19 protein-coding genes are annotated in these 23,877 nt (G+C 63.3%); 6 read left to right on the top strand and 13 right to left on the bottom strand.

Annotated features, from left to right (window positions below; genetic code table 11):
- Positions 1-24: 24 nt before the first annotated feature.
- Positions 25-1,371 carry a hypothetical protein gene (locus tag CAG25_RS26285; RefSeq protein ID WP_085613443.1) on the bottom strand — a complete coding sequence of 449 codons (1,347 nt, stop codon included), beginning with the start codon at positions 1,369-1,371 and terminating at the stop codon, positions 25-27.
- A 318-nt stretch (positions 1,372-1,689) separates the two neighbouring features.
- Here CAG25_RS26285 and CAG25_RS26280 point away from each other — a divergent pair, with 318 nt between their 5' ends.
- The 5 genes from CAG25_RS26280 to CAG25_RS26260 all read left to right on the top strand — a co-directional run bounded on the left by CAG25_RS26280 (position 1,690) and on the right by CAG25_RS26260 (position 10,196).
- Positions 1,690-3,138 (top strand): sensor histidine kinase, encoded by a 1,449-nt coding sequence (locus tag CAG25_RS26280; RefSeq protein WP_085613444.1) that lies wholly within the window; start codon positions 1,690-1,692, stop codon positions 3,136-3,138.
- Between the two features lie 159 nt (positions 3,139-3,297).
- Positions 3,298-6,105, top strand: coding sequence for a multicopper oxidase domain-containing protein (locus tag CAG25_RS26275; protein WP_085613476.1), 2,808 nt, complete (start codon positions 3,298-3,300; stop codon positions 6,103-6,105).
- 17 nt (positions 6,106-6,122) lie between these two features.
- A complete protein-coding gene (locus tag CAG25_RS26270; RefSeq protein ID WP_371857751.1) occupies positions 6,123-7,193 on the top strand; it encodes an SCO family protein in 1,071 nt (356 codons plus the stop codon).
- Positions 7,194-7,297: 104 nt separating this feature from the next.
- Positions 7,298-8,791, top strand: a complete 1,494-nt coding sequence (locus CAG25_RS26265; RefSeq protein WP_085613446.1) for a HAMP domain-containing sensor histidine kinase — start codon at positions 7,298-7,300, stop codon at positions 8,789-8,791.
- The gene (locus CAG25_RS26260; RefSeq protein WP_085613447.1) at positions 8,760-10,196 is read left to right on the top strand and encodes a sigma-54 dependent transcriptional regulator; all 1,437 of its coding nucleotides are present in this window, start codon (positions 8,760-8,762) and stop codon (positions 10,194-10,196) included. The genes CAG25_RS26265 and CAG25_RS26260 overlap by 32 nt, the downstream gene beginning before the upstream one ends.
- On the opposite strand, the gene CAG25_RS26255 is transcribed toward CAG25_RS26260, so the two are convergent.
- Positions 10,187-10,555: a hypothetical protein gene (locus CAG25_RS26255; RefSeq protein ID WP_085613448.1), complete on the bottom strand. Its 369-nt coding sequence runs from the start codon at positions 10,553-10,555 to the stop codon at positions 10,187-10,189. The two genes, CAG25_RS26260 and CAG25_RS26255, sit on opposite strands and share 10 nt — an antisense overlap.
- 164 nt (positions 10,556-10,719) lie before the next feature.
- On the opposite strand from CAG25_RS26255, the gene CAG25_RS26250 reads away from it, so the two are divergent.
- Complete coding sequence (locus CAG25_RS26250) at positions 10,720-11,526, top strand: bifunctional 2-polyprenyl-6-hydroxyphenol methylase/3-demethylubiquinol 3-O-methyltransferase UbiG (RefSeq protein WP_085613449.1); 807 nt, start codon at positions 10,720-10,722, stop codon at positions 11,524-11,526.
- A gap of 49 nt (positions 11,527-11,575) precedes the next feature.
- Here the strand turns inward: CAG25_RS26250 and CAG25_RS26245 are convergent, their stop codons facing one another.
- The 11 genes from CAG25_RS26245 to CAG25_RS26195 all read right to left on the bottom strand — a co-directional run bounded on the left by CAG25_RS26245 (position 11,576) and on the right by CAG25_RS26195 (position 23,855).
- On the bottom strand, positions 11,576-12,268 hold the full coding sequence (locus tag CAG25_RS26245) for an N-acetyltransferase (RefSeq protein WP_085613450.1): 693 nt from the start codon (positions 12,266-12,268) through the stop codon (positions 11,576-11,578).
- Between the two features lie 117 nt (positions 12,269-12,385).
- On the bottom strand, positions 12,386-13,174 hold the full coding sequence (locus tag CAG25_RS26240; protein ID WP_085613451.1) for a ChbG/HpnK family deacetylase: 789 nt from the start codon (positions 13,172-13,174) through the stop codon (positions 12,386-12,388).
- A complete protein-coding gene (locus CAG25_RS26235) occupies positions 13,146-14,333 on the bottom strand; it encodes a GNAT family N-acetyltransferase (protein ID WP_085613452.1) in 1,188 nt (395 codons plus the stop codon). Before CAG25_RS26235 ends, CAG25_RS26240 begins: the two co-directional genes overlap by 29 nt.
- A 4-nt stretch (positions 14,334-14,337) precedes the next feature.
- Positions 14,338-15,027, bottom strand: coding sequence for a GNAT family N-acetyltransferase (locus tag CAG25_RS26230; RefSeq protein ID WP_085613453.1), 690 nt, complete (start codon positions 15,025-15,027; stop codon positions 14,338-14,340).
- A 67-nt stretch (positions 15,028-15,094) separates the two neighbouring features.
- Positions 15,095-17,014 carry a hypothetical protein gene (locus CAG25_RS26225; RefSeq protein WP_085613454.1) on the bottom strand — a complete coding sequence of 640 codons (1,920 nt, stop codon included), beginning with the start codon at positions 17,012-17,014 and terminating at the stop codon, positions 15,095-15,097.
- A complete protein-coding gene (locus tag CAG25_RS26220) occupies positions 17,011-18,330 on the bottom strand; it encodes a lipopolysaccharide biosynthesis protein (RefSeq protein WP_085613455.1) in 1,320 nt (439 codons plus the stop codon). The genes CAG25_RS26225 and CAG25_RS26220 overlap by 4 nt, the downstream gene beginning before the upstream one ends.
- Positions 18,327-19,328: a polysaccharide deacetylase family protein gene (locus tag CAG25_RS26215; RefSeq protein ID WP_085613456.1), complete on the bottom strand. Its 1,002-nt coding sequence runs from the start codon at positions 19,326-19,328 to the stop codon at positions 18,327-18,329. Before CAG25_RS26215 ends, CAG25_RS26220 begins: the two co-directional genes overlap by 4 nt.
- Before the next feature lie 13 nt (positions 19,329-19,341).
- Positions 19,342-20,478: a glycosyltransferase gene (locus CAG25_RS26210; RefSeq protein WP_085613457.1), complete on the bottom strand. Its 1,137-nt coding sequence runs from the start codon at positions 20,476-20,478 to the stop codon at positions 19,342-19,344.
- Complete coding sequence (locus CAG25_RS26205; protein WP_085613458.1) at positions 20,471-21,439, bottom strand: glycosyltransferase; 969 nt, start codon at positions 21,437-21,439, stop codon at positions 20,471-20,473. Before CAG25_RS26205 ends, CAG25_RS26210 begins: the two co-directional genes overlap by 8 nt.
- Positions 21,436-22,806 carry an O-antigen ligase gene (locus CAG25_RS26200; protein WP_085613459.1) on the bottom strand — a complete coding sequence of 457 codons (1,371 nt, stop codon included), beginning with the start codon at positions 22,804-22,806 and terminating at the stop codon, positions 21,436-21,438. Before CAG25_RS26200 ends, CAG25_RS26205 begins: the two co-directional genes overlap by 4 nt.
- Positions 22,803-23,855: a glycosyltransferase family 4 protein gene (locus CAG25_RS26195; RefSeq protein ID WP_178076503.1), complete on the bottom strand. Its 1,053-nt coding sequence runs from the start codon at positions 23,853-23,855 to the stop codon at positions 22,803-22,805. The genes CAG25_RS26200 and CAG25_RS26195 overlap by 4 nt, the downstream gene beginning before the upstream one ends.
- Positions 23,856-23,877 lie beyond the last annotated feature (22 nt).

The raw sequence follows: 23,877 nt of genomic DNA, 5'->3' as shown, positions 1-23,877 counted from the left end.
ATGCGGATCTGGGCATGTGAGCGTTCATTGCACGATGACCACTTCTTCGGTATCGCTGCCGCCGTTGGACGACGTCACCCGAACCTTGGCCGGTGGAATCGGCGTGATCCCGGTGGCCAGGGTTTTCACCGCGCCATCACCGCCCAGCGCACCGATGGTGGCGCCGGTGCCGGAGGTGGCGGTGAGCACCGGTGGCGAGGTTTCGTCACTGGTCGAGGCCACCACGGTCAATTGCCCGGAAGTAAGGCTGTACTCGGCGCGCTGGATCACCACCAGGTCGGTCAGGGTCATGGGCAGGGTGGTCGGCGAACTGGTGGCGATCGCCAAGTGGTTGTCGGCGGTCACTTGCAACACGGCCGGCAAGGTCGGGTTGACCGCCGATTGCGCGTACCAGCTGCCGGTGCTGTCGGCTTCTTTCATGTTCACCACGGGCGTGCTGCTGGTGATGGCCGCGGTGCCCGGTGCTGGCGGGGCTTTGACGAACACGTCTTGTTGGGCCACTGGTGCGCTTTCGCCGGGCTTGCGCGAGTAGGTGCTGCGCTCGGTGATCAGAGGCGTTGGCCGCACCACTGTCGACAACTTGCCGGACACGGCGAAGGTCGTGCTGCGCAGGTCAATACCGCCCGGGCCTTCGATGCGCACGTAGTTGGTGTTGAACGGGCTGCCGGTCACGGCTTCGTTGAGGTTCGGGTCGCCGACAAACTGTTCGGCCGCGCCGGTCAGCGGATTGGTCTCGGTGTACGGCCCGTTGACGCTGCGCAGGAACGGGCCGATGTCACCCTTGAGGGCGCCGTCGTAGGTTTGCGGGGTGCCGATGCCGATGTCGCGGGTCATGTTGATCGCGCGCCGGCCGGGGGTGTCGACAGTGAACACATCGACGCCGTACGGGTGGGTGATGACGTAGGTGCCGGCGGTGGGCACGTCGACCCGGATGCGGATTCGGGCGAAGCTGATCTGGTCGCCCTCTGCGGGGTCGCCGCCGCCGAACGCGGCTTCGACGGCGCTGACGTAAGTCAGGTCGATGCCGCGTGCTGCATCGACGACGGTGGTTTCGCCGGTGAACCAGAACGCTTCATCGGGGAAGTTGGTGGGGAACACGATCGGCTGCGCGTCATCGAACACGCCGGGGGTCGGCAGCAGCGAGCACATGTACGACGGGGCGCCGGGTGTGCTCGGTACGCGGGAGCTGAGTGCTTTGGACAGGCACAGATCCAGGGTGCGACCGTGGCTGTCCTGATACCAGCTGGCGAAACCGCCATTGGCCGGTGTGTAGGGACCCGGATCGACGGCGAACAGAGCGGCCTGGGCAATGCCCTGGGCCAAGGCGCTCACGACCAGGACGGTCGCGGTTTTGGACAGTAAAGGGTGCATGAGTTAATCCCTCTATCGAAGTACCTGCCCCGTGGGGTTGGGTCAGTTGCTGAGGGCTTTACAACTTCCATACCAACGATTGGCCAACCGGCGGCAAAGGCCCGTGGCGCAAGGGTTCGAGGCTCGTCGTGGGGGAAAAGGACGCATGCCCGGATAGGGCGACTGTCCCCAGGATTGGGGATTGTGGGGGCATGAACGCCTGGCGGTTTTTCCCTGACCGGGAAATCGGCTGAGTGTGGGGCCGTTCACCCCCCGCATCCGGGCAAACACCCAACCGTGGGCTATAACCCTATAGGGACGTTTCGGGAAGTCGCCGCCATGAACATGCAGTCACAATCGCTACCGGTCGAGGAGGGCAGCCAGCGGCTGAACTCGCGCAAGCAGCCGTTCAACCTGTTGCGCTGGTTTTCATTGATCAGCATGGCGGTGATCGGCACCGTGGCGGTGGCGCTCGGGGCGGTGTCGACACGGTTCGTGATCGAAGAAAGCGTGCAGCGCGATGCCTTGCTGACCGCGCAGTTCATTCAGGCGATTGCGTCGGCGGAAGTGCGCCACGTCTCGATTCCCAATATCCGCACCATGGGGGAGTTGCTCGACCCTCGTCAGGACAACGATTTTCCCGATGTCGACCCGCAGGCCCGAGCCAGCGCCAGAGGTGAGTTTCTTGATCACATCGAGCATTTGCCGGATGTGATCCTCGCCAACATTTATGCGCCGGACCGTACCGTGATCTGGTCGACCAACCCGGCGCTGATCAACACCCGGATTCATGCCGACGAAGACCTCGACCGGGCCTTCGATGAAAAGATCCCGGTCTCGGCCAGCTATCACGACGTCGACAAGGCCCGTGAAGAACAAAAGTTCGTGGTGCCGCCGGAATACATCTTTATCGAAAACTACATCCCGCTGTTCGACGCCGAGGGCAGGAATGTCACGGCGATGGTTGAAATCTATAAAGAGCCCAAGGATCTGATCGCCCGCATGGAGCGTGGGCTGACGCTGATCTGGCTGGCCACCGCGCTGGGCGGCGGGCTGATTTACCTGGGGCTGTACTGGATCGTGCGGCGGGCGGCGATTCTGCTGGCGGCCCAGCAAAAACAACTGATCGCCAACGAAACCTTTGTCGCGCTGGGCGAGATGTCTTCGGCGGTGGCCCACAGTCTGCGCAATCCGCTGGCGACCATTCGCTCCAGCGCCGAGCTGGCGCTGGAGTTCGACGCGGGGCCGGCACAGAAGAACATCAACGACATCATCGGCCAGGTCGACCGCATGTCGAAGTGGGTGCGCGAACTGCTGCAATCGTTGCGACCGCTCAATGACGACCCGGAACCGGTGAACCTGGTGGCGGCGCTGCACGACAGCCTGACGGCGTTCGAGCAGCAGATCGCCAGGGCCGGCGTGCAGGTGGTGTTTCAACCTCAGCAGACGCCGATGGTGCTGAGCCAGCCGGTACAACTCACGCAAATCCTCAACAGCCTGCTGGCCAATGCGCTGGAGGCGATGGACAAGGGCGGCACGCTGACCATCACCCTCGAACCGAGCGACAGCCGTGGCGTGAGCGTCATGCTCAGCGACACCGGCAAAGGCATGAACGAGGAGCAGCGCAGCATGGCGTTCCGGCCGTTCTTCACCACCAAACAGGGCGGCCTCGGCGTGGGGCTGGTGCTGGTCAAACGGATCATGGAGCGCTTCGGCGGCGGGGTGAGCCTGGACAGCCGCGAAGGCGAGGGCACCACCGTTCGTCTGGCGTTTCAGCTCATTCAGTAAATTGGGGTGAACTTTCCCCCAGCAGTGGGTGTCAGGCCCCGGTCACCGGGGAGTGGGGAATGCAACAGCGCGTCCAAGTCCCTGTTACAACTGGAAATGATTTTTTGGCGAGGTAATTGCAAAACACCATCACCCCTTCCTTAGATGAGGCGGCTGATGATGGACAGAGCAATGCGTGACCCCAAAAAACTCTTCCTGTTGACGCCACTGAGCGTCTTCCTGATGTTGGCCCTCGGCCAGATGACCGGGGTTCGAGCGAGCCCGATCGACGACGAGAATCAGCCGGAAGCGTCCGACCCGTCGGCCTATTACGACGAGCCCGCAGACCGCGCCGGCGCCCTCAACGCCATCCTGACGATGCCCGAGGCTAACGAAGACTCCTTCGATCTGCCCGACGGGGTCAAAGGCACGCGGGACACGACGCGCACGGAAAACATCCTGCCGCCCACCGTCCAGACCAGTTTCAATTACCCCACCAACGGCAAGCCGAGCCCGCTGTACGGTGCCCAGCCGTTCACTCAGCAACTGGTGCTGTTCGAAGAGTTCGGCCCGGAAAAACTCGACCCGACCACACCGGCCGCGCCGTTGAGTTTTCCACCGGCCGCCATTGGCCCGGCGCCGGCGCAAGACCCGAACAACATCGCCCGCAGCGCGCCTCCCGGCACGGCGCTGGATGCGTTTTTGCGTCAACCGGGGCTCACGCCATTTCCGAGTCAGTTCGCCAACGTGGTTGACCGCAACCCGTGGCAGGCGCAGATCGAACTGTTCCTCAATCGTCACATCGGTTCCTCCGCCGAAGGCCGGCCACCGGGAAAAGGCTGGGCTCATCAGCGCTGGAACGAGTTCTACCCGCAAGTCGCCTACAAGACCGTGCAGACCGGTGCGCGTCTGAACGGCGGCCTGCGTGACAGTCGGCAGATGCACGGTTATGCGGTGGGCGAGTTCGGCCCCGGCGGTCTGTACCACAACGTCGCAGGCGTGCCGGCGACGGATGGCACAGCCAAGGGTGTCGACCCACGGTTCCACCCGGCGATGCCGGTGCAGGACCATAACTCGGTGTGGACTTTCGACGGCACGCTGCCGCCGAAACTGTTGATGGTGCGCTACGGCCAACCGGTGCTGATGCGGCACTACAACGGTTTGCCGATCGACCCATCGGCCAACCGCGGTTTCGGCCTGCACACCATCACCACCCACGAGCACAACGGCCACGCGCCAGCGGAAAGCGACGGTTATGCCAACGCGTTCTTCTTCCCCGGCCAGTTTTACGACTATCGCTGGCCGATCCAGCTCGCCGGTTACGACAGCATCAACACCAAGGCTGAAGATCCACGCGCCGCATTCCCGTGCGCACCGGGGGAAACCCTGTGGGTCAACGACCTGCAGCCTGCGAAAAAGACCTGCGACCACGGCACCATCAAGATTCGTGGCGACTGGCGCGAAACCATGAGCACTCACTGGTTCCACGACCACATGCTCGATTTCACCGCGCAGAACGTCTACAAGGGCAACGCGGCGATGATGAACTACTACAGCGCCCTGGACCGTGGCAACGAATCGGTGAACGACGGCGTCAACCTGCGTTTCCCCAGCGGCAGCGCCTTGCCGTGGGGCAACCGCGACTACGACGTCAACCTGGTGTTCGCCGACAAGGCCTGGGATCAGCAGGGCCAGTTGTGGTTCAACCCGTTCAACACCGATGGCTTCATCGGCGATCAGGTGCTGGTCAACTGGCAATGGAAACCGACCCTCGACGTGCGGGCCCGCAGTTATCGCTTCCGCATTCTCAACGGTTCGGTGTCACGCTACTTCAAGCTTGCGCTGGTGCGTGAAGTCAAAGGCACCAGTGGTGAGTTCCAGGGACCGAGAAACTCCGGCGTGTCGTACAGCCGCGTGCCGTTCCACATGATTGCCAACGACGGCAACATCATGGAACACAGCGTGCCGTTCGACGGCTCGATGGACCTCGATGCCGATGGCGACAAACAGAACCACAACGCGATTCTGCCGACCCAGGGCATCGCCGAGCGGTTCGACATCATCGTCAACTTCGCGAAAAACGGCATCAAACCGGGCGACAAGCTGTTCTTCGTCAACCTGCAAGCCCAGGACGACGGCAAGGGCCCGAAAGAAGTGATCCCGCTGGCCGATGTGCTTTCGGAGAAATACCTGGCGGTCATCAAGCAGACCAGCAAAGGCCCGCAATGGGACCGGGGCGACCCGGTAGTGGGCAAGGTCCTGCAACTCAACGTCAAGGCTTATACCGGCCAGGATCTGTCGATGAACCCGGCGGCCTACGAACCGGCCAAACCGGGCAAGGCCGAAGGCATGGTGATGATTCCGCTGAAGATTCACCGCGACAACGCTGCCGACAAGGCGCTGCTGGCCAAGGCCCTGCACCGGACCTTCATCTTCGGCCGCTCCGACGGCACCGATGAAGCGCCGTGGACGATCAAGACCGATGGCGGTTTCGGCTTCCATATGGACCCGCGCCGGTTGAATGCGTCGACCAAGCTGGCCAGCGGCCCGACCGACGCCGGAGTCAGTGGCATCGGCACCCTGGAAGTGTGGAACATCAAGGCCGGCGGCACGGGCTGGAGCCATCCGGTACACGTGCACTTCGAGGAGGGGATCATCCTCAGCCGTGGCGGCAAGGCCCCGCCTGAGTGGGAAAAATGGGCGCGCAAGGACGTCTATCGGATCGGCTCCGAAGCCGACGGGCTGGACAGCGTCGAGATGGCGATCAACTTCCGCGAGTTCGCCGGGACCTACATGGAGCACTGTCACAACACCCAGCATGAGGACAACTCGATGCTGCTGCGTTGGGACCTCGAGAAACCCGGGCAACTGCAGTTGATGCCGACACCGCTGCCGAGCTGGGATGGCGTGCGCTACGTCAACTCCGCCGCGCTGCCAACCTTCCGCACTGGCGACGGCTTCGGCCCGCAAGTGACCGTGAAACCATGAGCAGGGAGGGAGCCGACATGACCCAGCCAACGCCGCGCTCCCGCGCCCTGGGCATGCATTTGATGCTGGTGCTGGTCACCTGCCTGCTCGGCAGTCAGGTGCTCATCGCCCATCAGGCACAGCCCGAAGGCGCCAGTGAATCCGCCACCCCGTGGGGTGGCGACTATTTCCCCAACACCCTGCTGACCGACCAGGACGGTCGGCAGGTGCGCTTTTTCGATGATCTGATCAAAGACAAGGTGGTGGTGATCAACTTCATCTTCACCTCGTGCAGCGACTCCTGCCCGCTGGAAACCGCGCGCTTGCGCCAGGTGCAGAAACTGCTGGGGGACCGGGTCGGGAAAGACATCTTTTTCTACTCGATCACCATCGATCCGCTGAGCGACACCCCCGAGGTGCTCAAGGCCTATGCGCAACGCTTCAAGGTCGGCCCTGGCTGGAAATTCCTCACCGGCGAGTTCGAAGACGTCACCGAGCTGCGCAAGAAGCTCGGGCTGTTCATCGAAGGCGTCGACAACGGCCGGACCAAGGATCACAACCTGAGCCTGATCGTCGGTAACCAGAGCACCGGGCGCTGGATGAAAGCCTCGCCGTTCGAGAACCCGTGGATCCTCGCCGACCAGCTCGCCAACACCTTGCAGAACTGGAAACAGGCCAGCAGCGAAGAAAGCTACGCCGACGCTCCGCAGATTCGTCCGCCGAGCAATGGCGAAGAGCTGTTCCGCACCCGCTGCGCTTCGTGCCACAGCCTCGGCCCACAGGATGGCGAAGGCATCGGCATGCGCAACATCGGCCCGGACCTGATCGGCGTGACCCGCCAGCGTGACCCGGCCTGGCTCAATCGCTGGATCCGCGAACCGGATCGCGTGCTGGCGGAGAAAGACCCGATCGCGCTGCAACTGTTCGAGCAATACGAGCGCATCCCGATGCCCAATCTGCGCCTGGACGAGGCCTCGGCGCAGTCGATCATCGACTTTCTGAGTGCCGAAACCGAGCGTCAGCATCCGTCGGTGCAGCCCTTGGCCGACGGGGCATTGACGCCAGTAAAACCGGGTTCTGCCAGCGAAACGGTAAGTCGTATGCAGTAGCGGCTAAATAGCATCATTGAACCGTGTGTCACGGTCATTGCCACCTACACTCATTCGAGAGGGCGGCTGTAACCGGCTCGATACCAGAACGCCAGGGCATCCCCATGCAACGACTGGAAGAACAGAAAACATCGGCACCGAACCTCGCGCTGGCGGCCATCAAGAGCTGGGGCGGGCAGTTCAATCTGCTGCGCTGGTTTTCGCTGGCGAGTTTTTTCATCATCGCGGCCGTGGCGCTGGGGCTGGGCTACATCTCCACGCGTTTCGTGGTCACCGAAAGCGTGGAGCGGGACGCGCTGCTCACGGCGCAATTCGTGCAGGCCATCGGCGATGCGGAAATGCGCCACGCCAACATCACGCCGCAGCGGACCATGGGCGAGATGCTCGACCCGCGCCAGGATCACAGCTACCCCGACGTTGATCTGCTGGCTCATGCAATGGCCCGTGCCGAGTTTCTCGATCATGTCGAACACCTGCCCGACGTTTTGCTGGCCACGGTGTATGCCCTGGACCGCACGATCATCTGGTCGACCAATCCTGAGCTGATCAACGTCAGGATCGAAGATGACGACGAACTGGACGAGTCGTTCGAAATGAAAGTCCCGGTGTCTTCCAGCTATCACAAGATCGACGACGAAAAACCCGAGCAGCGGCTGTCCCGCGAACCCAAATACCTGTTCATCGAAAACTACATCCCGATGTTCAACGCCGACAAAAGCAAAGTCATCGCCATGGTCGAGATCTACAAGGAACCGGCGGATCTGGTGGACCGCATCGACCGTGGATTCGCCTCGATCTGGGCCGCGACCATCTTCGGCGGTGCGGTGATTTACCTCGGGTTGTTCTGGATCGTGCGGCGCGCCTCGAGCCTGTTGCAGAGTCAGCAACAGCAACTGATCAGCAACGAGACCTTTGTCGCTTTGGGCGAGATGTCTTCGGCGGTGGCCCACAGCCTGCGCAACCCGCTGGCGACCATTCGCTCCAGCGCCGAACTGGCCCAGGAAATCGCCAGCCCCGGCGCGCAGCGCAATATCGGCGACATCATCAGCCAGGTCGACCGCATGTCGCGCTGGGTGCGCGAGCTGCTGGTGTCATTGCGCCCGATGAGTGATGACGGCGAGGCGGTGGACCTGCTGGCGGCGGTCGAGGACACCCTGGGAGCATTTGACGCGCTGATCCGGCGCAATGGCGTCGAAGTGCGATTCACGCCACAAAGTTGCCCGCCGGTCGTCAGTCAAAAGGTGCTGCTCACGCAAATACTCAATAGCCTGTTTGCCAACGCCCTGGAAGCGATGCCCAGAGGCGGCGTGCTCAGTGTCGAGATTGAAACGACGCAGTCCGGTCAGGTGCGCATGACCCTGAGCGACACCGGCAAAGGCATGAGCGCGCAGCAGCAACAACAGGTGTTCAAACCGTTTTTCACCACCAAACAGGGCGGCCTCGGGGTCGGCCTGGCGCTGGTCAAGCGAATCATGGAGCGGTTTCAGGGTTCGGTCGTGCTGACCAGCCGCGAGCAGGAAGGAACCCGCGTCAGTCTCAACTTTAGAGTGGCATCGGGAGGGGAATATGGAACACAGCATTCTGCTGGTCGAGGATGACGAACTGTTGGCCGAAAATATTCAGACCTACCTGGAGCGCAAAGACTTCGAGGTGACGGTCTGCCACTCGGCCGAGGACGCGCTGGGGCAACTGGAAAGCTTCATGCCGGACATCGTCCTGACCGACAACTCGCTGCCGGGCATGAGCGGTCACGATCTGATCCAGAAGCTGCGCATCAGCGCGCCGGACCTGAAAGTGATCATGATGACCGGCTACGGCAACGTCGAAGACGCGGTGGTCGCAATGAAGGAGGGCGCCTTTCATTACGTCACCAAACCGGTTGCGCTGCCGGAACTCAAACTGCTGCTGGACAAGGCCCTGGCCACCGAACGGATGGAGCGCACGCTGTCGTTCTATCAGGAGCGCGAGGCGCAGAAATCCGGGGTGCAGGCGCTGATCGGCGAGTCAGCGCCGATGCTGCATCTGAAGAACACCATCGCTCAGTTGCTCGACGCCGAGCGGCGCATGGCCAACGGCGATCTGCCGCCGGTGCTGGTGGAGGGCGAAACCGGTACCGGCAAGGAGCTGGTGGCCCGCGCGCTGCATTTCGACGGCGCGCGCAGCAAAGGCCCGTTCATTGAATTCAACTGCGCGTCGATTCCGGCCAACCTGGTGGAATCGGAGCTGTTCGGCCACGAGAAAGGCGCGTTCACCGATGCCAAGGATCGCCGGGTCGGACTGGTGGAAGCGGCGGACGGCGGTACGCTGTTTCTCGACGAGATCGGCGAAATGGACCTGCTGTTGCAGGCCAAACTGCTGAAACTGCTGGAGGATCGCACCATTCGCCGGGTCGGTTCGGTGAAGGAGCGCAAGGTGAACCTGCGGGTGATCAGCGCCACCAATTGCAACCTTGAGCAGATGGTCCAGCAGGGCAAGTTCCGCCGTGATCTGTTTTTCCGGCTGCGGATCATTTCGATCAAGGTCCCGCGCCTGTACGCCCGGGGCGAAGACATCCTGCTGCTGGCCCGGCACTTCCTTGCCAGCCACGGCAAACGCTATGGCAAACCGAACCTGCACTTCAGCGACCAGGCCGAAGAGCTGCTGCTCAGTTACACCTGGCCGGGCAACGTGCGCGAACTGCGCAACATGCTCGAACAGACCGTGCTGCTGGCGCCGAACGACACCATCGCCGCGCATCAACTGAACGTGTGCATGAGCCTGTGCGATGAGCTGCCACCGCAACATCAGCACGAGGTGCAGCACCCGCACTTCGAACCGCGCCCGGCGAGCAACACCGAATCGATGAACCTGCCGGAAGTCGAGCGCGACATGGTGCGCAAGATGCTCGACAAGACCGACTGGAACGTCACCAAATCGGCGCGCCTGTTGGGCCTGAGCCGCGACATGCTGCGCTACCGCATCGAAAAACTCGGCCTGGCGCGCCCGGACAAGCGTCAGTGGTAAACGGCGGTGCTGCTTGGATTCGGCGGGCTCAGGCATTCGAGCACGCACGTCGGGTCCAGCACTTCGTCGTTGACGTAAATGCCGCGTTCGGCATCGTAGGTGCGGATGAATACCCGCACCGTCGCGTCGGCTACGGTCGGCAACTGCGAGTCATGGAACACGTGGCGATCCGGGATGACGATGAAATCCTGTGGCGGCGTGTCATCGAACGGCCGGGGCGGCTGGGCCGACAGCGACGGTGGAGCAGGGTGGGCAAAGGGCTGGTCAGCCCCGTAGTAGTTGAAGTCGCTGTCCAGCGCCTGCGCCTGGGTGGCGGCGAGCAGACAAACGGACAACAGCAGTCGATTGAACATTCCCATGGCAGCACCTGTGGAAGCGGATTTCCCCAAGGCTATTAACTATAGCTGTCCATCGAAGCAGGCGTTGTTGCAGGCGTCGGCGGCTTACAAGTTCGCAACAACCTGTTGCGCGTGGCTGATCTAGACTCGGGCCGCTCAATTGTGAGCATCGCCCGGAGTGCGCCATGGAAGTGCCAAACAATAAAAACGCCGTCGAGAGCAATCGTCAGGCGTGGAATGATTCCGCCCGTCATCATCAGGACTCGCCCGATTGGCAGGCCTTGCTGACCGAGGTTACGCAGGCGGATTTTTCCTGCCTCGACGACACCCTGCGCGGTTTGCTCGAGCAGGTCGGTGTCGATGGCAAAGACGTCGTGCAACCGGGTTGCAACAACGGCCGCGAAAGCCTGTCACTGTTCGCCCTCGGCGCACGGAGCGTGGTCGGCATCGATCAGTCCAGCGCGTTTCTCGAACAGGCCCGCGAACTGAACAAGCGTTCGCCGCACAACGCCGAATTCATCGAAGCCGATATTCATCATTTGCCTGAATCGCTGCGCGGCCGTTTTGACGTTGCACTGATCACCATCGGCGTCCTCAACTGGATGCCCGACATCGGCGAATTCTTCCGCCACGTCGCCTCGACCCTCAAACCGGGCGGACAACTGGTGATCTACGAAACCCACCCGTTCCTGGAAATGGTCGACCCCGAGGCCGAAGACCCGTTTCGTCTTGCCAGCTCGTATTTCCGCGAAGAACCGTTCGTGCAGGAGGAGCCGATCGTCTACGTCGGCAAGGTCGAACAGCCGGCGGCGAAGTCTTACTGGTTCGCTCACACCCTGGGCGCGATCTTCACCGCCGCCCTCGAGGCCGGCCTGAACATCACGCACTTCAAGGAATACCCGCACTCGAACCGGGAAGAAGTGTATGACCAGTACCAGAACCGCGAGGCGCAGATGCCGATGTGTTTTACGTGGGTGGGGGTGAAGCGCTGAAGCGCGAATGGAGCATTACGAAGGCGGCCGAATGGCCGCCTTCGTTGTTTCAAGCCTGCGCAGCCGCCGTCACCACCGGCCGTCCCGGTTTGCGCAGCGGATCGAGGCGTGAGCCCTCATAGCGCGTTTCGCGGAAGAAGCGCCATTTGCCGAACAGGCAATAGACGTGCATGACGCGACCCTGTTCGTGGTAGCCCATGCGGATGTGCAGTTTCAGGGCCGGGATGTTGTGGGTTTCGCAGACGTCCACCACCTTGTTGCAACCCTGGGCGGCCATGGCTTCCCAGAGGGCGACCTGCACGTCCACCGACAGGCTGCTGCCGAAGTAGGCGCGAATCATTTCACCGCCGAACTCGAAGAACTCGCCGGGTTTGACCGGGAAGGTGCAGCCGTAATAGTGGCGGTCGTGGTAGTCACGAGTGCTGCCCCAGATAAATCCGACCGCATGGCCGTCGGCGTCCAGGTACATGTGCCCGGTGTGGCCCTCGTTGGCCAGCTCGGCCATGGTCTGCACGCGGTCACCGAAGTGTTTGGCGAACGCGCCGGCATTCTGTGCGGTGATGTCGACCTTGCGCAGGCCGTCGTAGGGGCGCAGCTTGTGCGGCGGTACCGGGCTGACCAGGTCGCGCTCCATCCACAACAGTTCCCAATGGAAGAACACGTAGCGTTTCCACAACGTGCCGAAAGTACGGCCCAGGCCTTTTTGCTTGATACGTTCACGCAGCTTTTCAATGACGCTCATGATGCCCTCCGAGGCCGGAGCCCGGGTGTTGTGGATGACGCTGTTGTGGGTATAGATCAAGCCGGCAAATGCATGTCAAAGCGCCAGCTTTGAAAGTATTGCAAGTTGTGTAACGGCTCAGATCGCCTCGGCACCCCGCAAAAAATCCTTGTTCAGATCGGCATAGGAAACCCGTGGAACCCCCGTCAGCCGCTGCTCTAGCAAGCGGCTCAGGGACTCTTCGGGTGGCAGATAGGCGTCGCCGAAATCCGCCCCGAGCTGGTTCGGATGGGCGACGATTTCCAGCACGCCGTCGGTCGGCGCAGGCGCGTTGCGCAGGTCCACCGGGGTGCAGACGTAATCGGCCGTGACCCCGGCCAATCCCTGCAATCGGCGGTTGAGCAAACCCTTGAACAGGCGCTTGGGCAGGCTGAGGTTTTGCCCCAGGTTGCGCGCCAGGCGCACCGGCACACCTTGATGGGCGGCGAAGCGCGCGACGATCTCGCCGATCGGCCAGATGTTGTGCACGTGCTGATGCGAATCGAGGTGGCTGGGACGCACGCCGTGATCGACGCAGCGCTGCCACTGCGCCTGCAATTCTTCCTGCACCGCCTCGCGGTCTTCGCGGCCCAGCCACAGGCTGTGGCGAGGCAGGTTGAGGTCGAACACGCCGTGGCTGTCGCAGAAGGTGCGGCGCTCGACAATGGCCCGGCTCAAGGGACGGCCGTAGGTCAGGTTGAAATGCAGGCCGATCCGGCCCTCCAGCAGCGGCAGCCGGGCCATGGCGCAGGCCGCTTCGAACGCCGGCATGTTGGCCATGGCGGTGGCGGAACTGATGACCCCGGCCTGGAACGCACCGAGGATCACCGCGTTTTCGTTCGGGCTCAGGCCGAAATCGTCAGCGTTGACTATGACTTGGCGAGGCATGTTCGCCCTCCTTGGTGGGGTTGATCACAGGTGTCGCAATGACCGCCGCTTTGGCCGCCGCACGCTTCGCCCGCCATTGTTGCAACGCAGGTTTGAGCCGGTGCCAGGCGCGCAGCCCCAGCCCCAGCAACAGACCGCTCGGGCGCCAGGAGTAGAAGCTCCAGCGCCAGTGCTCCAGTTGTCCGGTCATGCGTTCGTGCAATTGATGGCTGGAGTTTTCCAGGCTGACCCGCGAGGCATCGATCCAGCGCCAGTTGTCGTCCAGCCCCCAGCGAATCCATTCCTCCAGCAACACCCGGCCGCTGCCCAGATCGGCGTATTGCGGCAGGAAGGCGAGGTTGTAATCGTAGAGCCGGCCTTGTTCGAACAGACCGAGCCGATAGCTGATGCAACGTCCGTCCAGTTCCAGCATCACCACGCGCACCCGATCCGAAGCGGCGAGGGCGGTGAAGGCGTTTTCCATGTAGCGGCGGTTGCGGTCGCTGGCAAAGATTCCGACGCCTTCGTCACCTTTCCAACTGACCGCTTCGACTTCGCTGATGGCCTGCAACAACGGGCCCATGCTGGTCGCGTCGGGCGTGATCCGTCGGACTTCGGCGCCGCACGCGGCAATCCGCTTGCGCGCCCGGCGCAGTTTGTAGCGCGGATCGCCCGAGACTTCCTGGCGGTCGGCGTCGCTGATCAGGTGCACCGGCACCCGGCAGCTCAAGCGACGTTCGCCGGTGGAGCTGTGGGCCATCCATTCGGTGAGCACGCTTTCGGCGCCGACCGGCTCGGTGATTTCATTGAGTTGCAGCAGGGCGTGGGGCACGCGCTGGCGAATCAGTCGCAGGGCCTGGCGCATGTCTTCGGTGTCCAGCCGTGATAACAACGCAAGGCGATCGGCCAGTGGATAACCCAGATGATGCACCACCCGAAACGGCACGCCGAACAACCGCTCACGGCTCGCCACCAGCGGCAGGCACAGGCGCAACTCGTCCGCTTCCCAACCCAGCAATACGTGCAGGCGCTCGTGCGTGTCGAGCGCCTGCTCTGCCGCACACAGCCAGTCGAGGCTGTTGAACGGTGTGTGGTCCGTCACCCGCAGGCGCAGCGCTTCATAGGCCGCCGCCGGGAAGTCGGGTGCGCACAACGAAGTGCGCCATTCGAGTCGCGCCATAGGTTCAGGTCACCGTTGCTGTGACAGGTGGACGGGAAGGTTTGCGCAGTGCCTCCAGGCGCGAGCCGCTGTAGCGGGTTTCGCGGTAGAAGCGCCAGCGGCCGAACAGTTTGTAGATGTTCATGATCCGGCCCTGTTCGGTATAGCCCATGCGCAGGTGCAGCTTGAGCGCCGGGATGTTGTGGAATTCGCAGACGTCGACCACCTTGTCGCAGCCCTGGGCGGCCATGGCTTTCCACAGTTCCAGTTGCAGGTCCACCGACAGTTCGGTGCCCCAATAAGCGCGGGTCAGTTCGCCGCCGAATTCGAAGAACTCGCCGGGTTTCACCGGGAACAGGCAGCCGTAGTAGTGCCGGTCGAAATAGTCTTGAGCGGTGCCCCAGATGAAAGCCACCGCATGGCCCTGATCGTCCAGGTGCATGTGCCCGGTGTGATGTTCCCGGGCCAGTTCGGCCATGGTGCCGACCCGGTCACCGAAGTGGCGGGCGAAGGCGCTGACGTTGTCCGGGGTGATCTTCACTACCCGCAGGGGCGGGTAGGGTTTGAGGCTGTGGGGCGGCACCGGACTGACCAGGTCGCGCTCCATCCACAGCAGTTCCTGATGAGAAAAGACGTAGTGCTTCCACACCTTGGCCAAGGTGGCCCGCAGGCCTTTGTGTTTGATGTGATCGCGGATTTTTTGCAGAACATTCATGGTCGTGGCTCCTGATGACGAGTCATCGCGCGGCACAGGCCAGCGCGGCCGGACATCAACGGGGCGGTCATGAGGCGCTCCAGCGCAGGGCAAACAGGGTCTGTCCCGGCAGCTCGAAGCGCACGCGGCCGTCCTGACAGCGAAACGGCGCGTCGCGACTGCGGTTGTCGGCGCCGAAGTAGCGCAGCGCGCCGTTGTTCAACGGGCATTTGGCGCCCGCCAGGTCGACACGCTGCAAGCGCGTGCCCTTGTTCACGCCGAGCAGCCCGCGCTGATCGTCGCCGGCCATCGCCAGCACATCGACTTCGAACGCATCGTTCTCCAGCCACAGCACGTTGTGCAGCCAGTGCTGCTGAATGAACTGCTGGGCCAGGCCCACCGGTTTCAACTCGAAGCGGTCATCGCCCAGCACCCGCAACATGCCTTTGGGGTATTGCGGCTCATCGGCGGCCTGGAACCAGTTGAGCATGGTCAGCAAACCGTCCTGGGAGGCGTTGATCACCACCGAGGCCCACCACAGCGAGGTGAAATGGGTTTCCTGATCGTAGGGGCTCAGGCTCGAGCCGCTGGACAGGTTGGTCTGATCCAGCAGCAAGGCCTTGAGCGGCTGGCCCTTGGCATCGAGGCCAACCAGATCCGCCGCGCGGCGCACGCTGTCGCGGTACACGCGGGTGGCGAGCAGGTCGCGAATCATCCATTCGTGCCAGGCCAGCGCATCGACCTGATCGGCGGATTCACCGAGCAGGCGCCGGGCCCAGTCGATGCCACGCTTGTTCGCCGCGTTATCGGCGAACGGTCCGTTGATCAGCCGTGAACTGGCCGGCATCGCGATGCGCACGCCGGCCCTGGCATTGGCCGGATCGCTGCGCACCTGCCGGGCCATGCTGGTGAAGATCGAACGGTATTGCTCGTAGCTCGAATAATTCAGGTTGGGCTCGTCGGCGAACCCGATGTAGTGCGTACCTTTGCCGCCCAGCGCACGGGTGCCGGCGAGCCACGCGTCGAGGCCGCTGTTGCTTTGCACGTCGGCGCGCAGATCGGCCTGACGCTGACTGCCGGCAAGCAAGGTGATGTCCTGACGAATGCCGAACCGGTCCTGATAGACCTGACGAAACGCATCTTCGAAGTGCGGATTTTTTGCCGTCACGTCGACGAACGTGTAGTAACTGGCGGCCGTCGGTTTCAGTGCATCGAGCACCGGATGACTGGCGGGCGGCGGCATCACGTAGGGCAGGGCGATGCCCAGGTCCGGCGTGCGGCCGAGGACTTTGTCGTGCAGGGTCAGGCGCGTCTGGCCGTCGTCTTCGCGCAGCGGTTTGAGCTGTTGCGGGGTCTGAGCGAACAGATTGGCCGTGCCGTCGAGCCAGAATGCCGCTTTGCCGCTGCCTTGCAGACGCAGGCGCCAGACCTGCTCGCGCTGACTGACGGGCAGCGCGAGCTGATCGAACTGCCAATAGGCGCGATAGGGTTTGAGCGACAGTGTCAGGGGCTGCCCGTCGCCGACCCGCTGCGCTTGCAGGGCGCTGACCCCGCCGTGAAACTTGCCCGCCAATATCGCGTGCTCACCGGCGGCGACCTTGAAATACAGTTCATCGCCATTACGGGTTTCTGCACTGAAATGCACCTTGGCCGGGGCAAACAGCGCCACGGTGGTTGCGTCGTGCTCGACCCGGTAACTGCGGAAGCTGTAGCCGGGGATCTCCAGCTGATAACTCGCGGCGCCCGGCGCCAATGGCCAGCTCTGACTGCCACGGGTTTCACTGGCCTTGATGAAGCGCTCGCCCTGCAATTGGCCCCGGCCGTCGAGCAGGTAAATGTGCTCTTCGTTGGCCTCCGCCTGCCACGCCGGCGCCCAGCGCACGGTCACCGTGTCGGGGCGATCCGCTTGCAGGTACAGACTGCCGTCGCGAATGTCGCCCCAACGCATAGACGCCGCGAAGGCGTCCAGCGACAGGCCGAGACCGAGCAGCAGGGCCAGGCCTTTCATGCCGATTTCCGTTGTAAGAAGCGACGCTGCAACATCAGCCACATCGGCGTGAGGTCGCTGGGCAGAATGATCAGGGTTTGCCAAAACGCCACGCCGCTCAGCCGGCAGTACAACACCAGCATCGCCACGGTCACCGCCAGATAGGCAATCGACGAAGCCGCCGCCGCGCCGACGATGCCGTAGGCCGGAATCAGCAGCAGATTCAGCGCAAGGTTGAGCAGCGCGCCAAGCCCCATCATCAACGACACCGTGCCGGGACGGTTCTTGCCGATCAGGTCCAGGCGCAGGATGCTGGCGTAGCACAGGCCCAGCAGCCCCGGCAGCAACGCGAGCAGCGCCGGATACGCCGGCTGGTAGGCGACGCCGAACAGGGTGACGATCAGCCATTCGCCGATCACGGCCATGGTCAGGCAGGCGCCGAGCATTACCGTGGCGGTCAGGCGCAGGGCCAGCGGGGTGACCTTGTCCATGCCTTCGTCCTGTTGCAGCAGGCGTTTCATCAGCGGCGTGGTCACCGCTTCCGGGACGATCAGCAGCAGTTCGGCGGCGGCGCTGGCCATCGCGTAATGCCCGAGGGCGGTGCTGCCGAGCAGGGCGCCGATGAACAGGTAATCGGAACGCAGGATCACTTGCTGGAACAGCAGATCCGGGTGGCTGCGGGCACTGAAACGCAGCAGTTCGTTCTGGCTGGCGCGATCCCATTGCAGTTGCAACGGCTGCGCGCGTTTGAGCCACAGCCAGCCGACCAGCACTACGAGGCTGATGCCGGCCAGCCAACTGATCAGCGCGGCTTCGAGGGCCGCTTCTTTCCACATCCAGAACAGCGCGAGAAACAGCAACAGCGGCGCCAAGGATTCCACCAGTCGCAAGGCATTGAACGCGACCACACCGCCGGACGCATTGTGCAAGGTCAGCAGACCGCTTTTGAGCACGGTCAACGGCACCGCCAGCAGCAACAGCCACGCCAGCAGACCGAGTTGCAGGGTCACGTCCAGTTCACTGCCGAACTCGCGTACCAGCGCCACCACCAGCAAGGTCAACAGACCCGCGAGCAAGCAGCCGAACACCAACACCTGCGCGAGCAACACACCCATCGGCCGCTGCTTGGCCGCCTGATAACCGACGGCGGAATTCAACCCGCCGCTGGTGGCGGCGCTGATCAGATCGGGCAGGGTGCTGAGCAGGGCGAACAGGCCCCGTTCGCTGGGGCCGAGAATCCGCGCCAGCAGCACATTCCTCAGCAGGCGCAGGGCGATCATCGCCAGTTTGGTGCCCATGCTCAGCGCCAGATGCTTGAGGTAACTGCTTCGACTCATGGTCGCGCCCCGCGATAGATCCGCCACGACAGCAGTTGCGGATTGCGCGCGGTGCGCTGGCTGACGCCGAAGCGTGGCAGGTTCAGCGGATCACCGGTGCCGCGATAGAGGCCGCTGCCGGTACCGAGGGCGAACGGGTAATCGTGATGGGCGATCTGTTCGCGGACCCGCTCATCGTTGTCGCCGTTGGGGTAGCAATACACCGGCAGCGGCCGGTTGCAGCCATTGAGCAGGGCATCGCGGCTGCGGCTGATTTCTTCGCCCAGGCGCACATCGTCAAGGCCGGTGAGGATCGCGTGACTGGCGCCGTGGGGGCCGAAACGCACCAGCCCCGACGCTTCCATTGCCCGCACCTGATGCCAGTCCAGCGCTTGTGGCAACGACTCCTGCGGACACTCGTCGGTCAGGCGTTCGAGTCTCTTCGGATCGAGCGCCTTGAGGCTTTGCAGATAATGCAACAGGGTCAGACTGCGGCGATCCACATCAATGTCGTCCAGCAGCACTGGCAACGGCTGGCCGGCGGCACGCAGGCATTCGATCAGGTGCGTGCGGGCTTTTTCACCATGACTGCCCCACAGGGTTTCGCCGATGCTTTCCCACCAGAAGCGCTGGCGGCTGCCGATGAAATCGGTGGAGAGAAAAATGCTCGCCGGCACCTGATGTTTCTGCAGCAGCGGGAAGGCGTTGGCGGCGTTGTCGCGCCAGCCGTCGTCGAAGGTCAATGCCACTTGCGGACGCTCGGTGCGCAAGGCATTGGGTTGCAGGATCTCCATCAGCGGCACGCAATCGAAATGCTTGCGCAACCACACCAGCAAGTGTTCGAAGGCCTTGGGCCCGACGCACAGTTCGTTGCGGTGCGGCAGGTCGGCGGCGCGGTCGTTGGACAGCACCCGGTGGAGCATCAGGATCACGCCGGCGCCGTGCAGCTGGTTGCGCCCCACGGACGAGTTGAGATAGAGCCAGCCGCTGGTGCGTTTAATCAGTTGCTTGATCGCCATGGCTCGATCCCTCTCAACGGTTTTGGTCAGGGTTCCACTGGGCATAACGCTGGCCGCGCAGGAACTGCCACAGGCCGATGCTCATGCCCGCCAGTGTCACCAGCAGGAATGCCGCAAGGCGGAACGGCTTGGGCAAGCGGTGTTGCGAATCCAGCAGGCCGGCAATCGCGATGGCATAGCCGACCACTTGCGCGATCAGGCTCAGGCGATAGAAACCGTGCTCTTGCCACAGCCAGAAATTGCTCAGCAGCAGCGGCAGCAACAGGATCGGCGCCAGGCGCCGGATCAACTTGTGGCTGATCAACGCAATCGAATACAGCCCATGCTTGAACGGATTGAGCAGCTCGCTGCGTTGCGCCAGGCTTTGCAGGCCGCCGACGGTGACCCGCTGGCGCCGGCGGAATTGCTTGTCGGCTTCGTCCACGCCGTGGTCGATCACTTGCGCTTCGGGCACGTAGACGATGCGTTTGAATTTCACCGGTGCGCAGGTGCTGATGAAGAAGTCGTCGTTGACCTCGGCCGGCACGTTCTCGAACAGTTCGCGGCGCAGGGCGAGCAGGGCGCCGTCGGCGGAGACCATGCAGCCGGTACGGTTCTCGACCCGGCGCAACCAGCCCTCGTAGTGCCGATAAAGGCTGTCGCCGATGCTCAAACCGCCGCCGGTGACCGGAATCACCATGTGCCCGGCGCAGGCGCCGACCTGCGGATCGCTCAGGGGCGCCAGCAGGTAGCCGAGGGTTTCCCGCGACCATTGGTTGTCAGCGTCGGTAAACACCAGAATGTCGCCCGTAGCCAGCGCCGCGCCGGCATTCAGCGTGGCGGCCTTGCCCTGGCGGGGCAGGTCGAGCACGGTGATTCGCGGGTCGACGACCTTGTGTGCACAAGCCACGGTGTCGTCAGTGGAACCGTCGCTGGCCAGGATGATTTGCAGGGTCGCCGGCTGATAATCCTGGGACAGCAGCGAGCGCAGCTTGTGTTCGATGTGCCGCGCTTCGTTGTGGGCGGCGATCACGATGCTGATGTTCAGCGGCGGTGCCGGGCTGTGGCGCCACGCCGGAAACAGCGGCGCGAGCAGCGTCAGCAGCAGCGGGTAGCCGACATAGGCGTAGGCCGGCAGCAGCAGGCACATCCAGAAAATGAATTCAGCCACGGGCAGGCCTCCTGGCGTTCCAATGACACAGACTGAGAATGAACGCGGCGCCCGCCAGGTGCAGGCGCAGCCAGTGCAGGCCCCACAGTTGCAGGGTCAGGCAGACGTTGTGGTGCTTGGCGCTCTGGCGCACGCTGAGCACCAGCCCCGGCACCAGCGTCAGCATCACCATGATCGCGGCGTGATGGGGAAAGCCGTCGAGCAGCGCGGAGATCGCCAGGAAATCGAGAATCCAGACCAGGATCGACAGCATCGGAAACCGCAACAGGCGCAGGCTGAAACCATGGCTGCGCAGCAGTTGCAGGTGACTGCCCTGGCGCCACAGTTCCTTGCCCATCCACTCGCGCCAGTTCATTTCGTAACCCCAGTGCAGCGCGACGTTCTCATTGATCGACAGCAGTCGGGCGCCGTGCTCGCGCAGGCGCAGGGTGAATTCCTTGTCTTCGCCGGTGCGCAGGGATTCGTTGAAACCGCCGACCTTGTCGAACCAGCGCCGGCGCATCAACAGGTTGGCGCTGGGCAGCCAGTCGACGACATGGCTGGTATGTGTGGTCGGGCGCAAGGTCCGGCGCTGCCAGGCAGTGGCGTACCACGGCGCGGCGGCGGGGGTGTGCAGGTCGAGACCGAAGACATCGGCCTGGCCACTGGCTTCGATGTCGAACAATGGGCGCAGCCAGTCTTCCGGCATTTCGATGTCGGCATCGATGAACGCCAGCCATTCCCCGGTGGCGATGGCGGTCCCACGATTGCGCAACGCGCCGATCAGCAGGCCTGGCATCACCAGTACGTGGGCGCCGAACTGCCGGGCGATCTGCGGCCCTTCGTCACTCGAACCATTGTCGACGACGATCAGTTCACACTCGACATCCGCCGCGTGCGCCGCTTTTTGCGCGGCCAGCAAGGTGCGGCCAATGTGCCGGGCCTCGTTGTACATCGGAATGACGATACTGATCCGGCTCATGTCCTGCTCTCCGTCAGCGGCGCTTGTTCGGCTTTGAGGCGCAAGACGCTGGTCATGGCGAGCATGATCCACACGTATTTCTGATTCGGCGCGCTGAGGAACATCAGGAACAGCGTCAGCGACAGAAAACTCACCCCCAGATGGGTCATCAGATCCGCCTGTTGCCAGTCACGCCGCAACATCCACGCCTTACGCGCCCGCATCAGGTTGTACAGGCCCAACCCAAGCATGCCGACGAACATCAAACCGGCAGGAACCCCCAGTTCGCTGAAGATTTCCAGGTAGGTGTTATGCGCCCGGCGGTACAGGTCGCCGATCTTGCGGTTGGCGGAAAACGCCTTGGCGTAGCCGGTGGTGGCGTAGTGCAGCGGAAAGGTGCCGGGGCCGGAACCGAGCAGCGGGTTCTCGCGGATCATCTGGCCACCGACCACGATGTATGAGGCACGGCGACCGAGGGATTCGTCGTTGTGGCCCTTGGCGCCGGCGCTCAACACGCTGAGGGACTGGATGCGCGCGATGTAACCGGCGGGCATCGCGTAGATCGCCAGCGGAATCACGATCGCCGCACCGAGCATGGCAAACCCCAGATGACGCGGGCGAATCCGCGCCAGTTGCGCGCGGTAGTGCCAGCAACCGATCACCAGACTCAAGGCCAGCACCACCAGCCCGGAGCGCGATTCGGTCTTGGTCATGCCGCCGAGCAACAGCAGGCAGCAACCGCCCCAGAACAGGCGATGCAACAGGTTCGGGCTGCGGATCACCAGCAGCAGCCCCAGCGGAATGGCGAAGGCGATGAGCAGGGCGAAAGCGTTGGGGTCTTCGAGCAGGCCGGCGGCGCGGCCCTGATCCTGGAATTTGCTGGAGAACATGGCCATGGCGCAGGTCGTGCTGACGGCCAGGGTCACCAGCCGGGCGAACAGGTCGAGGTTCAGCTCGCGGCCGATCAGCAGGGTGATGACAAACAGAATCAGGCCGACGCTGATTTCCCGCAGATGACCGAGCGACATGCCCATGTCATCGGTGTTGAGCAGGCTCAGAAAGTACAGAACCATGAAGGCGATCAGGAAGCGCCAGATATTGCTGCGCAGACGATCCGAGGGAATCTGGTGCATCGCCAGTTGCAGCATCAGGATCACCGCCAGCGAAGCGCCGATCAGCTTGCTGCCCGACAGTGAACTGTCCTTGAAGAAACCCTCGAACGGCACCAGGGCGGCGATACCGAGCAGGCCCCAGGTCGGTTTGCGGTACAGCACTGCGAATCCGACCAGGCCGATGACTGCGCCTGGCGCCAGATAGGGCCAGGGACTGGCCAGCAGAGCGATGCAGGCCAGACCCAACAGACTGACGATCGAGAGCGGGAAAATCATGCGCGTGCCTCCCGTGCCGTGCGGATGTACAGCTGCGACCAGCGTTCGGCCAGGGCCTTGAGGTCGTAGCGGTCCTGTTGCGTGCGTTTTGCGTTGTCGCGCAGTTGCCGCGCGAGGCCAGGCTCGGACAGCAACGTGTCGAGCTGGCGGGCGAGGGCGGCGCTGTCGGTGGGGGCCGCAAGCAAACCGTTGTGGCGATGCTCCAGCACGTCGGGAATCCCGCCGACGCCGAACGCCACCACCGGCACCCCGGCCTGCATCGCTTCCAGCAGAATCATCGGCGTGCCTTCGGTGCGCGAGCTGATCACCAGCGCATCGAGTTGTTGCCACCAGGGGCGCATGTCGGTCTGGTAACCCGGCAGGCGGATGCGCTGCTGCAAACCGGCGGCGTCGATCCGCGATTGCAATTCTTCGTGTTCCGGGCCGTCGCCGAGCATCACCGCGTCGAGTTGCGGGTGCTGGTGACACAGCGGGATCAGCGCGTCGAGAAACAGGTCCGGGCCTTTCTCACTGCTCAAGCGCCCGACGTAACCGGCGAGCCAGCGTGGTCCTGGGGAATCGCAAGGCAGGGCGGCCGCTGCCGGCAATCCGTTGGGGATCACTTGCAACTTCTCAGCGCTCACGCTGGCCTGACGGTGCAACACCGCGATGCTTTCGGCGACGCACACCACCCGATCCACCGACGCCGTGCGGCACAGTTGCAGGCTCAGCCAGGTGTAGAACTTCTGCTTGCGGCTGCGCGGGGTGAAGCCGTGTTGGGTGATGACCAGCGGCAGGCGCAACAGCGTGGCGCCGACCCAGCCGAACAACAGTCCCTTGAAATTGTGGGTATTGATCAACGGACGCTCGCCCCGGCGCTGACGCAGGTGCCGCAGCAGGGCACCCAGCCCCGCGCAGCCTTGCGCATCAACGCCAGCCTCGCGAAAGCGCGCGATCAGTTCCGGCGGCGCATCGAGGAACAGCACCTGGTGCTGCCCCGGCGTCGCCAGGCAATGATCGAGCAACATCCGCTCGGCACCATAGAACCCGCCGCTGCTGAGCAAATGCATGATCGGCAGCGCGGCGTTCTGG

Origin of the sequence: Pseudomonas sp. B16(2017), assembly GCF_002113205.1 — a bacterium.
Lineage (GTDB): Bacteria > Pseudomonadota > Gammaproteobacteria > Pseudomonadales > Pseudomonadaceae > Aquipseudomonas > Aquipseudomonas pharyngis.
The sequence above is the reverse complement of the archived record's forward strand: the minus strand, read 5'-3'. Positions and strand labels throughout refer to the sequence as shown.

Bases quoted from the DNA above. Each gene is read 5' to 3' on its own strand.
- CAG25_RS26280 (WP_085613444.1), top strand. From the start codon at position 1,690: ATGAACATGCAGTCACAATCGCTACCGGTCGAGGAGGGCAGCCAGCGG.
- CAG25_RS26245 (WP_085613450.1), bottom strand. From the start codon at position 12,268: ATGAGCGTCATTGAAAAGCTGCGTGAACGTATCAAGCAAAAAGGCCTG.
- CAG25_RS26240 (WP_085613451.1), bottom strand. From the start codon at position 13,174: ATGCCTCGCCAAGTCATAGTCAACGCTGACGATTTCGGCCTGAGCCCG.
- CAG25_RS26225 (WP_085613454.1), bottom strand. From the start codon at position 17,014: ATGAAAGGCCTGGCCCTGCTGCTCGGTCTCGGCCTGTCGCTGGACGCC.
- CAG25_RS26200 (WP_085613459.1), bottom strand. From the start codon at position 22,806: ATGATTTTCCCGCTCTCGATCGTCAGTCTGTTGGGTCTGGCCTGCATC.
- CAG25_RS26220 (WP_085613455.1), bottom strand. From the start codon at position 18,330: ATGAGTCGAAGCAGTTACCTCAAGCATCTGGCGCTGAGCATGGGCACC.
- CAG25_RS26255 (WP_085613448.1), bottom strand. From the start codon at position 10,555: ATGGGAATGTTCAATCGACTGCTGTTGTCCGTTTGTCTGCTCGCCGCC.
- CAG25_RS26265 (WP_085613446.1), top strand. From the start codon at position 7,298: ATGCAACGACTGGAAGAACAGAAAACATCGGCACCGAACCTCGCGCTG.
- CAG25_RS26260 (WP_085613447.1), top strand. From the start codon at position 8,760: ATGGAACACAGCATTCTGCTGGTCGAGGATGACGAACTGTTGGCCGAA.
- CAG25_RS26275 (WP_085613476.1), top strand. From the start codon at position 3,298: ATGGACAGAGCAATGCGTGACCCCAAAAAACTCTTCCTGTTGACGCCA.
- CAG25_RS26235 (WP_085613452.1), bottom strand. From the start codon at position 14,333: ATGGCGCGACTCGAATGGCGCACTTCGTTGTGCGCACCCGACTTCCCG.
- CAG25_RS26270 (WP_371857751.1), top strand. From the start codon at position 6,123: ATGACCCAGCCAACGCCGCGCTCCCGCGCCCTGGGCATGCATTTGATG.
- CAG25_RS26205 (WP_085613458.1), bottom strand. From the start codon at position 21,439: ATGAGCCGGATCAGTATCGTCATTCCGATGTACAACGAGGCCCGGCAC.
- CAG25_RS26215 (WP_085613456.1), bottom strand. From the start codon at position 19,328: ATGGCGATCAAGCAACTGATTAAACGCACCAGCGGCTGGCTCTATCTC.
- CAG25_RS26195 (WP_178076503.1), bottom strand. From the start codon at position 23,855: ATGCATTTGCTCAGCAGCGGCGGGTTCTATGGTGCCGAGCGGATGTTG.
- CAG25_RS26230 (WP_085613453.1), bottom strand. From the start codon at position 15,027: ATGAATGTTCTGCAAAAAATCCGCGATCACATCAAACACAAAGGCCTG.
- CAG25_RS26285 (WP_085613443.1), bottom strand. From the start codon at position 1,371: ATGCACCCTTTACTGTCCAAAACCGCGACCGTCCTGGTCGTGAGCGCC.
- CAG25_RS26250 (WP_085613449.1), top strand. From the start codon at position 10,720: ATGGAAGTGCCAAACAATAAAAACGCCGTCGAGAGCAATCGTCAGGCG.